Consider the following 13,382-nt stretch of genomic DNA (forward strand, 5'->3'; position numbering starts at 1 on the left):
AATACCCTTTCGCCAAAAGGTCGTTGACCAGTCATGCGCGGCCAATCGTCTACCCGCCGGTAGGCCCTAGGGTCGAACCATGCGCCGAGCAAAAATCGTCTGCACCCTAGGACCGGCCACCGACTCGTACGGGCAGATCAAAGCCCTCGTCGAAGCCGGAATGGACATCGCCCGCCTCAACCTCAGCCACGGCCTCCACGCCGAGCACGAAGAACGCTACGCACGCGTCCGCAAGGCCTCCGACGAGACCGGCCGCAGCGTCGGCATCCTCGCCGACCTTCAAGGACCGAAGATCCGCCTCGGCCGCTTCACCGAAGGACCTGTACTCCTCGAACGCGGCGACGACTTCACCATCACCGTCGAACCCGAGGCCGAGGGCGACCGCCACAGCTGCGGCACCACCTACCCCGGCCTCGCCGCCGACGTCACCCCCGGCGAACGCATCCTCGTCGACGACGGACGCGTCACTCTTGAAGTGACCGCCGTCGACGGCCCCCGCGTCCGCACCACCGTCGTCGAAGGCGGCATGGTCTCCGACCACAAGGGACTCAACCTCCCCGGCGTCGCCGTCTCCGTCCCCGCCCTCTCCGACAAGGACATCGAGGACCTCCGCTGGGCCCTGCGCACCGGCGCCGACGTCATCGCCCTCTCCTTCGTCCGCAGCGGCCGCGACATCGAGGACGTCCACCGGATCATGGACGAGGAGGGCCGCCGCCTCCCCGTCATCGCCAAGATCGAGAAGCCCCAGGCCGTCGAGAACATCGAATCCATCGTCGCCGCCTTCGACGGCATCATGGTCGCCCGTGGCGACCTCGGCGTGGAGATGCCCCTGGAGCAGGTGCCGATCGTCCAGAAGCGCGCCGTCAAGCTCGCCAAGCGCAACGCCAAGCCGGTCATCGTCGCCACCCAGATGCTCGACTCGATGATCGACAACTCCCGGCCCACCCGCGCCGAGGCCTCCGACGTCGCCAACGCCGTCATCGACGGCACCGACGCCGTGATGCTCTCCGGCGAGACCAGCGTCGGCACGTACCCGGTCGAGACCGTCCGCACCATGGGCCGCATCGTCGAGGCCGCCGAGAGCGACATCCTCGCCAAGGGCCTCCCGCCGCTCACCGAGGTCAACAAGCCCCGCACCCAGGGCGGCGCCGTGGCCCGGGCCGCCGCCGAGATGGGCGACTTCCTCGGCGCCAAGTTCCTGGTGGCCTTCACGCAGAGCGGCGACACCGTCCGCCGCCTCTCCCGCTACCGCTCGCCGATCCCGCTGCTCGCCTTCACCCCCGACCCGGCCACCCGCTCCCAGCTCAACCTCACCTGGGGCGTCGAGACCTTCCTCGGGCCGCACGTCGACTCCACCGACGCCATGGTCGACCAGGTCGACGAGTATCTCCTGAAGGTCGGCCGCTGCCAGCGCGGCGACACCGTCGTCATCACCGCCGGCTCGCCCCCCGGCGTCTCCGGCTCCACCAACCTGGTCCGCGTCCACCACATCGGCGAGGACGACACCGCCCCCGCCACCCGCCCCTGACCCCACCCGGGGCCGCCGCCGCACGGGCCGGGGTGCTGGGGACAGGTCAGTACTTCGGCCCCACGTGGGCGTCCATGAGGGCTACGGAGGGTTTGCGGGCTACGGAGATGTTGAGCTCCCTGCCCGAGTGGCGCAGGACGCCCCATTCGACGCCGAGCGCGTCCAGCGTGTCGCTGTAGAGGCGGCGGATGTCGTCCGAGCGGTTGGTGAAGAAGTACCGCGTGTATTCGTACCGGCGGCGTTCCCCGCTCGCCAGCGTGCGTTCGGTCCAGTTGGTGAAGCGGCAGCCGTCGGAATGGAAGAGACCGCGCACGAACTCCCAGGGGTGGGCGTCGACGAGCTGTCGCTGCCAGGGTTCCAGGACTATGGAGCGCTCGTGCTTACGCCCCGGCCCGTGCTGCGGAAAGAAACAGCGCCAGTGCTTGCTGGAACTGGAGACGGCCACGCACCCGGGGCACTGGGTTCGCCAGACATTGTTCGGCAGCACCTTGCCCATGGCATCGGCGCAGGCGTCGATGAGCCCCGGCCAGGCGTCGGCGCAGGCGATGCGCAGGACGTAGACGCCCTTCCGGGCCGGGCTGAGGCAGCCGTCGCCCAGGTAGAGGCCGAGGAGGTAGACGTAGGCGGCCTGGTCGGCGGGGAGGGCGGGGGCGTCCGCACAACGGCAGCAGGTGGCGGGACGTATGTGGGGCAAGGGTTCCACACGCACGGTCCAGCTGCGGATCGTGGCGCGGGCGATACCTGTCTGTTTGCTCACGCTGTTGAGACTCATCCCCGTGGTGAGGAGGGAGAGGGCGTGCGTTCGAGTGGCGCGGTCGTACATGCAAGCGATCTTGCGCCATGGCTTTCGAATGAGGCCGAATGCGCGAAAAGCCCACCCTTTCGAGTGAAAGAGTGGGCTTTTTGGTGAACCTTTAAGATTAAGGCAAGTGCCCCGGGTCGGATTCGAACCGACACTGGATGGGTTTTGAATCCATTGCCTCCTGCCGATTGGGCTACCGGGGCCTACGAATCGAAGGTTTGCCTCGACCCGCTGCATCTAAGCCTACCTCAGCTAGGTACGCTCTCCATAGCAGCACCGGCATTTGCCCCATGCCCCCGCCCTGAGCCAAGGAGCACCCCCGTGAGCGTCCCCGAGCCCGAGTCCCAGCCCGTCTCAGACGGTGACGTGTCGCACGTCCCTCCGCTGACGACCCGCGTGGTGATCGCCGAGGACGAGGCGCTGATCCGGCTCGATCTCAAGGAGATGCTGGAGGAGGAGGGGTACTCCGTCGTCGGGGAGGCCGGTGACGGGGCCAAGGCGGTCGAGCTGGCCCGGGAGCACCGCCCCGACCTGGTCATCCTCGACGTGAAGATGCCGGTGCTGGACGGCATCTCGGCGGCCGAGAAGATCGCCGAGGAGTCCATCGCCCCGGTGCTCATGCTCACCGCCTTCTCCCAGCGCGACCTGGTCGAGCGCGCCCGGGACGCCGGAGCCATGGCGTACCTGGTGAAGCCGTTCAGCAAGAGCGACGTGGTGCCGGCGATCGAGATGGCCGTCTCGCGCTTCACCGAGCTGCGGACGCTGGAGAAGGAGGTCGAGGACCTCTCCCAGCGCCTGGAGACCCGCAAGCTGGTGGACAGGGCCAAGTCGATCCTCCAGACCCAGTACGGGCTGACCGAGCCGGCCGCCTTCCGGTGGATTCAGAAGACCTCCATGGACCGCCGCATGTCGATGCGGCAGGTCGCCGAGGCGGTCATCGAGGACGACGAGGAGAAGCGCGCCGCCAAGGGCTGAGCCCCGGCGCCGTACGCGGACGAGCGGGCCCGCACCCCCGAGGGTGCGGGCCCGCTCGCGTACGGCCGTGGGGTCAGTCCTCGCCGAGGTACGCCTTGCGGACGGACTCGTCGTGGAGGAGGTCGGCGCCGGTCCCGGAGAGGACGACCTTGCCGATCTCCATGACGTGGCCCTGGTCGGCCAGCGAGAGCGCCGCCTGGGCGTTCTGCTCGACCAGCAGGATCGTGGTGCCCTGGGCTTTCAGCTCCGCGATGGTCTCCATGATCTTCTGCATCATGATCGGGGAGAGGCCCATCGAGGGCTCGTCCAGCATCAGCAGCTTGGGCTGGGACATCAGGGCGCGGCCCATGGCCAGCATCTGCTGCTCACCGCCGGAGAGGGTGCCCGCCGCCTGCCTGCGGCGCTCCCCGAGGATGGGGAAGCGCTCGTAGGAGCTCTCGATGTCGCGCTCGATGCCGTCGGCGTCCTTGCGGAGGAAGGCGCCGAGCTTGAGGTTCTCCTCGATGGTGAGGTTCGGGAAGATCCTGCGGCCTTCGGGGGAGTGGGCGAGGCCCTTGGCGACCACCTTGTGGGCGCCGACCCCGGTGATCTCCTCGCCGTCGAAGACGACGGAGCCGGAGACCGGCTTGAGGAGTCCGGAGAGGGTGCGCAGGGTGGTGGTCTTGCCGGCGCCGTTGGTGCCGATCAGGGTGACGATCTCCCCGGCGTGGACGGAGAAGGAGATGCCCTTGACGGCCTCGATCTTGCCGTAGGCGACCTTGAGGTCCTTGACCTCCAGCAGGGCGGTCATTCGGTGTCCCCTTCTTCTTCCGTGCGGGGCTTGCTGGTGGTGCTGGCGGCGTCGTCGGCCGGGGTCGCGCCGCCGGCCTTGGCCTCGGCCGCGCGGACCTCGGCCACCTCCTCGTCGCCGGGGGCGCCCTCGAAGGGGGTGCCGAGGTAGGCGGCGACGACGCGTTCGTCGGCCTGGACGACGTCGGGGGTGCCCTCGACGAGCTTCTCGCCGCGGACGAGGACGGCGACGCGGTCGCAGAGGTTGAAGATGAACCGCATGTCGTGCTCGATGACGAGGACGGCGATGCCCTGGTCGCGGATGGCGAAGACCAGTTCCTGGGCGGCCTGGGTCTCCTGGGGGTTCATGCCCGCGGTGGGCTCGTCCAGGAGGAGCAGGCCCGGCTGGCTGGCCAGGGCGCGGGCGATCTCCAGCTTGCGCTGCTCGCCGTAGGGGAGGTTGCGGGCGAGGTGGTCGCGCTTGTGGGCGAGGCCGGTGAACTCCAGGAGTTCCATCGCCGCCTCGTGGGACTCGCGTTCGGCCTTCTTGAAGCCGGGGCCGCGCAGGAGGGCCGACCAGAGGCCCTCCTTGGTGCGGGTGTGGCGGCCGACGAGGACGTTTTCCAGGACGGTCATGTTGGCGAAGAGCCGGATGTTCTGGAAGGTCCGCGCGATGCCCGCCTGGGTGACCAGGTGGGAGCGGGGCGGGAGCACCTTGTCCTTGTAGGAGACGGTGCCCTCGGTGGGCACGTAGAGCCCGGTCAGGCAGTTGAAGAAGGTGGTCTTGCCGGCGCCGTTGGGGCCGATGAGGCCGACGATCTCGCCCGCGTTGACCTGGAGGGAGACGTCGTTGACGGCGGTGAGGCCGCCGAACCGCATGATGACGCCGTTGGCGTCGAGGACCGGGGTGGTGGCCGGTGCCGGATTGGTGCTGGTGGTCATGGTGGTTACACCCCCGCCTTGCTGAGGCCGGTATCGCCCTTGGGTGTGTCTAGTTGGCCGGTCTCCTTGAACTCCAGCTGCTTGCGCCGGTCGGCGACGAGGCCCTCGGGGCGGAAGCGCATCAGGAGGACGAGCGCGATGCCGAAGAGGAGCAGCTGGTAGTCGGCCATGAACTGGAGCTTGGCCGGGATCAGGTAGAGCAGGGCGGCGCCGATGAGCGGTCCGCTGACCGTTCCCATGCCGCCGAGGATGACGGCGGCGAGGAGGAAGGCGGAGTTGGGCGGCATCGACTCGACGAACTTGTACTGGGCGGGGGTCACGGTGTAGGTGACGTGGGCCTGTACGGTGCCGGCGAGGCCGGCCAGGGTGGCGCCGAGGGCGAAGGCGAGGAGCTTGAGCCGGAAGGCGTTGATGCCCATGGCGCGGGCGGCGGTCTCGTCCTCGCGGATGGCGACCCAGGCGCGGCCGATGCGGGACTGGTCGCTGCGGCGGAAGACGAGGACGACGACGATGGTGACCAGCAGCATCAGCAGGTAGTAGTTGGAGAACCTGCCGAGTTCCACGCCGAGGACGGTGTGGCTCTCGCCGAAGTTGAAGCCGAACATCTCCAGGTCGGGGATGTTGGGGATGCCGTTGGGCCCGTTGGTGATGTCGGGTCCGCTGGTGCCGTCGAGGTTCTGCATGCCGATGCGGAAGATCTCGCCGAAGCCGAGGGTGACGATGGCGAGGTAGTCGCCGTGCAGCCGCAGCGTCGGGGCGCCGATGATGACGCCGAAGATCAGGGAGGCGAGGGCGCCGAGGAGGACGGCGGCCCAGAACGGCACGTGGATGTCGAAGGGGGAGTTGGGGGAGCCGGAGACCAGGGCCGCGGTGTAGGCGCCGACGCCGAGGAAGGCGACGTAACCGAGGTCGAGGAGGCCGGCGAGGCCGACGACGATGTTGAGGCCGAGGGCGACGGTGGCGAAGATGAGGATGTTGGTGCCGACGCTGGTGTAGGCGTCGCTGGTCTGGGTGAACGGGAAGGCGAAGGCCGACACGAAGGCGGCGGTGACCGTCACGTTCTTGTGCTTGACGGTGAGGCCGGTGAGCCGGCGGCTGAGGCCGGACTTGGCGAGGGCGGCGACGCCGAAGCCGATCAGGAGGAGGAAGCCGAGGAAGTCCTCGGCGCCTTCCGTGCCGATGCCGTAGGTGAAGGCCAGCAGGCCGATGCCGAAGGCGACGGCGATGAGGAGGATCTCGGCCCAGCCGGGGAGTTCCTTGGCGCGGCCGGGGGCCGGGGCCTTGAAGAGGGCGGCGAACGTGGCCCAGCCGCTGGTTCCGGTGGGTTCGGCCTCGCGGGGGAGGGCGAAGGAGACGGCCACGGTCAGCGCGGTGGCGACGGCGGCGAGCCAGGCGCCGGGTTCGAGGTTGACCAGGCCGCCGAGTTCGACGGCGATGGCGATGACGGTGAACCAGGTGGTGGCGAAGGTGGCGAGCGCCATGAAGCGGACGGAGGCGTACTTGCCGCCGGGGGTGGCCCAGCGCAGGCCGGGGATGCCGAGTCCGCCGAGTACGAGGACGGCGGTGAGCAGGGCGCCGGTGAGGGTGAGGAGCTGGAGGCCGCCGGGGTAGCCGGTGACGGTGAGGTTGCCGGGGAACTCGGCGGTCCAGGTCCAGGCCAGGAAGGTGCTGGCGAAGGAGAGGACGGCGCCGCCGAGGGTGGCGTAGCTCAGGGCCTTGGGGGCCTTGGGGGTGGCGGGTGCCTGGGTTTCGGTGGTGGTCTGGGTGGTCATCTGTATCACGCCCGATCCGCGCCGCGGCTGCCGAGGATGCCCTGGGGCCTCAGGAGGAGGACCAGGATCAGCAGGACGAAGGCCCAGACGTCCTTCCAGGCCCCGCCGCCGAACATGCTCATGCCGGGCACGTTCTCCATGTAGGCGGTGGCGAGGGTTTCGGCGACGCCGAGGACGAGGCCGCCGATCATGGCGCCGTAGATGTTGCCGATGCCGCCGAGGACGGCTGCGGTGAACGCCTTGAGGCCGGCGATGAAGCCCATGCGGAACTGGACTTCGCCGTACTTGAGACCGTGGGCGACCGCGGCGATGGCGGCGAAGGCGGCGCCGATGCCGAACGCGGTGACGATGATGCGATCGGTGTTGATGCCCATGAGCTTGGCGGTGTCGGGGTCCTGCGAGGTGGCCTGCATGGCCCGGCCGGTGCGGGTCTTGGAGACGAAGACGCCGAGGGCGATCATGCAGACGGGGGCGGCGATGAGGAGGAAGAGGTCGCCGCGGCTGATGGAGAAGGCGCCGAGGTCGATGCGTCCGCCCTCGAAGTGGGGGAAGCTGAGGGCGCCGTCCCGGGCCTTGGGGTAGAAGGACCAGACGAGTTGCTGGAGGACGAGCGAGAGGCCGATCGCGGTGATGAGCGGGGCGAGGCGGGGGCCGCCGCGCAGAGGCCGGTAGGCGAACCGTTCGGCGCCGATGGCGACGGTGACGGAGAAGACCATGCCGAGCAGGATCATGACGGGGAGGGCGACGAGGACGCCGGTGCCGTCGGGGAGCCAGAGCCAGGCGGTGAGGGCTCCGAAGCCTCCGATCATGAATATCTCGCCGTGGGCGAAGTTGATGAGCTGAACGATGCCATAGACCATCGTGTAACCGATTGCGATGAGTCCGTACAGCGCGCCGAGTAGCAGGCCGTTGGCAAGTTGCTGCGGCAGATCGTGCACCGCGGGGCCTCCGAGTGAGTGTGGTCAGATACGGCCGCGCGGGGGCGCTGGTGGCGCCCCCGCGCGGTTCAGGGATGTTCGTTCCGGGGCGGTGTGGAGAGGATCAGCCCTCGTACTCGCCGCTGTTGACCGGCTTGTGGGCCCCGTCGGTCACCTGGTAGAGGGAGAGCTGCTTGTTGGTGGTGTCGCCGTACTCGTCGAAGCCGACCTCGCCGGTGACGCCGCTGAACTTGACCGACTGCATGGCCTCGGTGACCTGCTTGCGGGCGTCCTTGGCGTCGGTGGGGAGCTTGCCGTCGTTCTTCTCGGCGACGGCCTTGACGGCCTGGATGATGGCCCAGGCGGAGTCGTAGGCGTAGCCGCCGTAGGCCTCCCAGGTGTTCTCGTACCCCTCGGCCTTGTAGTTCTTCATGAACTCCTTGGCGGTGTCGAGGGTGTCGAGGGGGGCGCCGACGGAGCTGGCGAAGTCGCCCTCGGCGTTCTTCTTGGCGAGCTTGATGTACTCGCCGCTGAAGAGCGCGTCACCGCCGACGGTGGGGATCTTGGCGCCGGCGTTCTTGATCTGGCTGGCCAGCGGGGCGCCGGCCGGGTACTCGCCGCCGTAGTAGACGAAGTCGGCCTTGGACTTGGCGACCTTGCTGGCGACGGAGGAGAAGTCGCGGTCCTCGGGGTTGATGTGGTCGGAGCCGACCACCTTGCCGCCGAGCTTCTTGAACTCCGCCGCGAAGGTGCCGGCGAGGCCCGCGCCGTAGGTCTTCTTGTCGTCGATGACGAAGACGGACTTGAGTCCCTCTTCCTCGTACATGTACTTCGCCGCGTACGGGCCCTGGATGGCGTCGGTGGTGGAGGTGCGGAAGTACGTGTCGTACAGCCGGGCCTTCTTGCCGGACTGCCAGTCCTTGCCCTGGGTCAGCTCGGGGTTGGTGTTGGCCGGGGAGACCTGCACCATGTTGGCGTCGGCGAAGACCTTCTGCATGGACTGGCCGACGTCGGAGTTGAGCGGGCCGACCGCGCCGAGGACCTTGTCGTCGGCGATGAACTTGGTGGCGTTCTGCTGGCCGGTGGCGGCCTGGGCGGCGTCGTCGAGGGCCTGGAGCTTGAAGGTGACGCCGTCGACCTCGTTGTTCTTGTTGGCCGTCTTGACGGCCAGCTCGGCGGAGTTCTTGATGCCCTGGCCGAGCGCGGACAGGTCGCCGGTCAGCGGCGCGTCGAGGCCGATGACGACAGTCTGCTTGCCACCGCCACCGCCTCCTCCTCCGGCGCTGTCGTCGCGGGACCCGCAGGCGGACAGGGTCAGAGCCCCGGCGGTGACGGCGGTGGTGATGACGAGCAAGGAACGGTGGCGCACGATCAGTCCTCTCCCCTAACACGGCGTTTCCGTCGTGGAACGCCGGTCCTGCGCAGACCGAAGTGAATGGAAATCCGGTGGCGCGGTGACTGGCCGTGACTCTAAGCGCGCAGGTGGGCATGGTGGAGAGGTCAGGCCAATGATGTGACTCTCTTGTTATGACGGGGGCGTAATGCGGAGAGGTCCGGGGAGGGCGGTAAAGGGAAAAATCCCCCTCTTCTGTTTGTCCGGATGATGAGAACGGGCAGAGTGGGCCGGGTTACGGGCTTGCGGGGGCGGGGAGTTGGGGTGGACCGCCCGGGGGTGGTCCGCGAATGGGGCGTTTCGGTCCTGCCGGGGGAGGTGGATTCCGGAGCGCCGTATTGCGTGGAGGTTACCTAGTGTTACACCCGGAAAATGGACGCTTGCATTCCGGGTCGCTGTGTCGCAATTGCTCTCATGCGCACCTATGGGGAGTGGGCGGGGCTTTTCCTCCGCCGGAGAAAAGGGGCAGGCGGGTGGAGAGGGGCGGATAGAGGTTTGCGGGGCGGCGAAGCGGAGTGTCCGATATCCGGAGAGGTGTATTCGGAATCCGGGATTCATGCGGCGCGGGGCCGGTGCACGGGCAGCCACCGTTCGGCGTGGGCGACGGCGGCGGCCAGCGGGAAGAGCCGTGCCGTGGCCCCGCCCGCGGTGCCGCGCACCACCGGGTGGCTCCGCTCGAAGCCGGCCCCCAGCTCGGCGAACCCCTCGTCGCTGACCGAGGTGTCGGTCACGGTCGTCCAGACCGGCCCCGAGGAAGTACGGGCGGCGAAGGAGGTCTGCGGGTGGGTGCTGCGCAGGGCGCCGGGCCAGGTGCGACGGTCTCCGGGACGACGCCGACGCCGTGGCTCGGGGTGGTGCGCGGGTCGTACGGCGGCATGGTCGCGCGGATCGCGGGCCACCAGGACTGGGGGACGGGCGGGTTGCCCCGGCCCGACGGGCCGGAGTTGTCGCCGGAATGCGTGGGGCGGCCAGGGTGCCGTCCTCGCCGAGGGCGTCGAGCAGGGCCTGGACGGGGGCGACGGCGCCGCCGCCGGCCCGGCCGAGGGAGCTGAGGGAGGTGTGGGCGAGGAGGGTCTCGCCCGGCCGTACGCCCAGGTCGCGCAGGGCGGCGGCGAGGGAGGCGCGGGTGTTGAGGGGGCCGGTCACCGGCGCGGGTGAGGACATGGGCCGGGAGTCTGCCCAAGCGGCCGGGCGGGGTGCCGCCGATTTCGGGCGGCCCCCGCCGGCGGAGGTTGCGGCTCAGCTCTGCGGGGCGGCCCCGCCCGCGTCGCGGAGCATGCAGGTGAGGCGGGCGGAGCAGAGGCGCTTGCCCTGGTCGTCGGTGATGGCGATCTCGTACGTGGCGGAGGAGCGGCCGCGGTGCACGGGGGTGGCGACGCCGGTGACCAGGCCGGAGCGGGCGCCGCGGTGGTGGGTGCAGTTCAGGTCGACGCCGACGGCGAGCTTGTGGGGGCCGCCGTGGAGCATGGCGCCCACCGAGCCGAGGGTCTCGGCGAGGACGGCGGAGGCGCCGCCGTGCAGCAGGCCGTAGGGCTGGGTGTTGCCCTCGACGGGCATGGTGCCGACGACGCGGTCGGCACTGGCCTCCAGGATCTGGACGCCCATCCGGGTGCCGAGGTGCCCGGCGGAGAAGAGGGCGGGAAGGTCGACGCCGAGCGACGCGTACTCGTCGAGAACCTCCTGCGGGAACTTGACGGTCTGTTGTTCACCCATGGTCCGGCTCCGTTCACGAAAGATGCTCTGAGCAAGCGCTCATTCACGGCTACCGTAACCGCCGGAGGGCCGACGCGGCAGGGGGTCCCGCCGGGCGGCCTCCGGGGCCGGGCGCTCAGCTGCCGGACGGCTCCAGCCGGATCACCACCGACTTGCTGGCCGGGGTGTTCGAGGTGTCCGCGGTGGAGTCCAGCGGCACCAGGACGTTGGTCTCCGGGTAGTAGGCGGCGGCGCAGCCGCGCGCCGTCGGGTAGTGCACGACCCGGAACCCGGGCGCGCGCCGCTCCACGCCGTCCTTCCACTCGCCGACCAGATCGGCGTACGCGCCGTCGGCGAAGCCCAGCTCGCGGGCGTCGTCCGGGTGGACCAGGACGACCCGGCGGCCGCCCCGGATGCCGCGGTAGCGGTCGTCGAGGCCGTAGATCGTGGTGTTGTACTGGTCGTGCGAGCGCAGGGTCTGGAGCAGCAGGCGGCCCTCGGGGAGGTGCGGGTGCTCGACCGGGGCGGCGGTGAAGTGGGCCTTGCCGCTGGGGGTGGGGAAACGGCGCTCGTCGCGCGGGGCGTGCGGCAGGGCGAAGCCGGCCGGGTCGGCGACCCTGGCGTTGAACTCCTCGAAGCCGGGGACGACGCGGGCGATCCGGTCGCGGATCAGGGCGTAGTCCCCCTCGAAGTCCTCCCACGGGGTGGCCGACTTCTCGCCGAGGACGGCGCGGGCGAGGCGGCAGACGATGGCGGTCTCGGAGAGCAGCGCGGGCCCGGCCGGCTCCAGGCGGCCGCGGGAGGCGTGGACCATGCCCATCGAGTCCTCGACGGTGACGAACTGCTCGCCGCCCGCCTGGACGTCCCGCTCGGTGCGGCCGAGCGTCGGCAGGATCAGGGCGTGGGCGCCGGTGACCGCGTGCGAGCGGTTGAGCTTGGTGGAGACGTGGACGGTCAGGCGCGCCCCGCGCATCGCCGCCTCGGTGACCTCGGTGTCGGGGGAGGCGGCGACGAAGTTGCCGCCCATGGCGAGGAAGACCTTGGCCTCGCCGTCGCGCAGCGCGCGGATGGCGCGGACCACGTCGTAGCCGTGGTGGCGGGGCGGGGTGAAGCCGAACTCGCGCTCCAGGGCGTCCAGGAAGGCGGGGGCGGGGCGCTCGAAGATGCCCATGGTGCGGTCGCCCTGGACGTTGGAGTGGCCGCGGACGGGGCAGACGCCGGCGCCGGGGCGGCCTATGTTGCCGCGGAGCAGGAGGAAGTTGACCACTTCGCGGATGGTGGGCACGGAGTGCTTGTGCTGGGTGAGGCCCATCGCCCAGCAGACGACGGTCCGCTCGGAGGCCAGCACCATCCGCAGCGCCTCCTCGACCTCGGCGCGCTGGAGGCCCGTCGCGGTCAGCGTCTCCTCCCAGTCGGCCTCGGCGGCGGTGGCGGCGAACTCCTCGTACCCCTGGGTGTGGGCGGCGACGAACTCCTCGTCGACGGCGCCCGGCGTCTTCAGGATGAGCGAGTTGAGCAGGCGGAACAGGGCCTGGTCGCCGCCGAGGCGGATCTGGAGGAAGAGGTCGGTCAGCGCGGTGCCGCGGGCCATGCCCTTGACGGTCTGCGGGTTCTTGAACCGCTCCAGGCCGGCCTCGGGCAGCGGATTGACCGTGATGATCTTCGCGCCGCCCTGCTTCGCCTTCTCCAGCGCGGAGAGCATCCGGGGATGGTTGGTGCCCGGGTTCTGCCCGGCGACGATGATCAGGTCGGCCTGGTACAGGTCCTCCAGGAGCACGCTGCCCTTGCCGACGCCGATGGTCTCGGTCAGCGCGGAGCCGGACGACTCGTGGCACATGTTCGAGCAGTCGGGGAGGTTGTTGGTGCCGAACTCGCGGGCGAAGAGCTGGTAGAGGAAGGCGGCCTCGTTGCTGGTGCGGCCCGAGGTGTAGAAGAGGGCCTCGTCGGGGGAGGAGAGGGCCTTCAGCTCACCGGCGATCAGCTCGAAGGCCCGCTCCCAGCTGACCGGCGTGTAGTGGTCGGCACCCTCGGCCAGGTGCATCGGTTCGGTGAGGCGGCCCTGCTGGCCCAGCCAGTAGCCGCTGCGCCCCGCGAGGTCGGCGACGGAGTGCTCGGCGAAGAAGGCCGGGGTGACCCGGCGCAGGGTGGCCTCCTCGGCGACGGCCTTCGCGCCGTTCTCGCAGAACTCCGCCGCGTGCCGCTTGTCCGGCTCGGGCCAGGCGCAGCCCGGGCAGTCGAAGCCGTCCTTCTGGTTGACCCGGAGCAGGGTCAGGGCGGTGCGGCGCACCCCCATCTGCCGGGCGGACATCCGCAGGGAATGGGCGACCGCGGGCAGACCCGCCGCGGCGTGCTGGACCTCCCCGACCTCGGGGGCGTCCTGGACGGGGTCACCGGTGGGCGGCTTGGCTGCCATGCTGCGCTCCCCTTCGAGCGTGGTGCCGGTCCGGCGCGGGCCGGACCGGGCGCCTTCTGTGCTGGACCGTGGACGATCCTGTCATGCCGGTCCGGCGGCCGTCAGTGACCTGCGGTGAGCTTGTGGTGAGGAGGCCGGGGAGCGGCGGCGCGGGGCCGGTTGTCACAGCGGCGTGGCAGG

General features: G+C 70.0%; 10 protein-coding genes, 1 tRNA gene and 1 pseudogene. 2 read left to right on the plus strand and 10 right to left on the minus strand.

The features are described 5' to 3' along the window. Positions 1-79: 79 nt before the first annotated feature. On the plus strand, positions 80-1,528 hold the full coding sequence (gene pyk / locus OIM89_RS24105) for a pyruvate kinase (protein WP_030695167.1): 1,449 nt from the start codon (positions 80-82) through the stop codon (positions 1,526-1,528). 46 nt (positions 1,529-1,574) lie between these two features. On the opposite strand, the gene OIM89_RS24110 is transcribed toward pyk, so the two are convergent. Both OIM89_RS24110 and OIM89_RS24115 read right to left on the minus strand, forming a co-directional pair. Next, the gene (locus tag OIM89_RS24110; protein ID WP_047469090.1) at positions 1,575-2,351 is read right to left on the minus strand and encodes a hypothetical protein; all 777 of its coding nucleotides are present in this window, start codon (positions 2,349-2,351) and stop codon (positions 1,575-1,577) included. A 107-nt stretch (positions 2,352-2,458) separates the two neighbouring features. Then, positions 2,459-2,533 (minus strand) — tRNA-Leu (locus OIM89_RS24115). 118 nt (positions 2,534-2,651) lie between these two features. Between OIM89_RS24115 and OIM89_RS24120 the strand changes: the two genes are divergently transcribed. Next, positions 2,652-3,305 carry an ANTAR domain-containing response regulator gene (locus OIM89_RS24120; RefSeq protein WP_010637162.1) on the plus strand — a complete coding sequence of 218 codons (654 nt, stop codon included), beginning with the start codon at positions 2,652-2,654 and terminating at the stop codon, positions 3,303-3,305. A gap of 73 nt (positions 3,306-3,378) precedes the next feature. Here OIM89_RS24120 and OIM89_RS24125 read toward each other — a convergent pair whose 3' ends face one another. From OIM89_RS24125 to OIM89_RS24160, 8 genes and pseudogenes are all read right to left on the minus strand, one after another. After that, entirely contained in the window at positions 3,379-4,095 is a 717-nt protein-coding gene (locus tag OIM89_RS24125) for an ABC transporter ATP-binding protein (protein WP_030695166.1), read from the minus strand. After that, positions 4,092-5,015, minus strand: coding sequence for an ABC transporter ATP-binding protein (locus tag OIM89_RS24130; protein WP_264491615.1), 924 nt, complete (start codon positions 5,013-5,015; stop codon positions 4,092-4,094). Before OIM89_RS24130 ends, OIM89_RS24125 begins: the two co-directional genes overlap by 4 nt. A gap of 5 nt (positions 5,016-5,020) precedes the next feature. Next, positions 5,021-6,787, minus strand: coding sequence for a branched-chain amino acid ABC transporter permease (locus OIM89_RS24135; protein WP_175510621.1), 1,767 nt, complete (start codon positions 6,785-6,787; stop codon positions 5,021-5,023). A 5-nt stretch (positions 6,788-6,792) separates the two neighbouring features. Further along, a complete protein-coding gene (locus tag OIM89_RS24140; protein ID WP_003947506.1) occupies positions 6,793-7,725 on the minus strand; it encodes a branched-chain amino acid ABC transporter permease in 933 nt (310 codons plus the stop codon). Positions 7,726-7,828: 103 nt separating this feature from the next. Then, complete coding sequence (locus tag OIM89_RS24145) at positions 7,829-9,073, minus strand: branched-chain amino acid ABC transporter substrate-binding protein (protein WP_030695163.1); 1,245 nt, start codon at positions 9,071-9,073, stop codon at positions 7,829-7,831. Between the two features lie 578 nt (positions 9,074-9,651). After that, positions 9,652-10,261: pseudogene (locus OIM89_RS24150) on the minus strand (aminoglycoside N(3)-acetyltransferase). 75 nt (positions 10,262-10,336) lie between these two features. Continuing rightward, positions 10,337-10,810 carry a PaaI family thioesterase gene (locus tag OIM89_RS24155; RefSeq protein ID WP_030695162.1) on the minus strand — a complete coding sequence of 158 codons (474 nt, stop codon included), beginning with the start codon at positions 10,808-10,810 and terminating at the stop codon, positions 10,337-10,339. A gap of 115 nt (positions 10,811-10,925) precedes the next feature. Next, entirely contained in the window at positions 10,926-13,202 is a 2,277-nt protein-coding gene (locus tag OIM89_RS24160) for an FdhF/YdeP family oxidoreductase (protein ID WP_175458642.1), read from the minus strand. Between the last annotated feature and the right edge of the window lie 180 nt (positions 13,203-13,382).

This window comes from Streptomyces sp. BI87, assembly GCF_025957665.1.
Classification (GTDB): domain Bacteria; phylum Actinomycetota; class Actinomycetes; order Streptomycetales; family Streptomycetaceae; genus Streptomyces; species Streptomyces albidoflavus.

What these genes read in the sequence shown, in the direction of transcription:
- pyk (WP_030695167.1), top strand. Translation starts at nt 80, where the DNA reads ATGCGCCGAGCAAAAATCGTCTGCACCCTAGGACCGGCCACCGACTCG.
- OIM89_RS24110 (WP_047469090.1), bottom strand. Translation starts at nt 2,351, where the DNA reads ATGTACGACCGCGCCACTCGAACGCACGCCCTCTCCCTCCTCACCACG.
- OIM89_RS24125 (WP_030695166.1), bottom strand. Translation starts at nt 4,095, where the DNA reads ATGACCGCCCTGCTGGAGGTCAAGGACCTCAAGGTCGCCTACGGCAAG.
- OIM89_RS24130 (WP_264491615.1), bottom strand. Translation starts at nt 5,015, where the DNA reads ATGACCACCAGCACCAATCCGGCACCGGCCACCACCCCGGTCCTCGAC.
- OIM89_RS24135 (WP_175510621.1), bottom strand. Translation starts at nt 6,787, where the DNA reads ATGACCACCCAGACCACCACCGAAACCCAGGCACCCGCCACCCCCAAG.
- OIM89_RS24155 (WP_030695162.1), bottom strand. Translation starts at nt 10,810, where the DNA reads ATGGGTGAACAACAGACCGTCAAGTTCCCGCAGGAGGTTCTCGACGAG.
- OIM89_RS24160 (WP_175458642.1), bottom strand. Translation starts at nt 13,202, where the DNA reads ATGGCAGCCAAGCCGCCCACCGGTGACCCCGTCCAGGACGCCCCCGAG.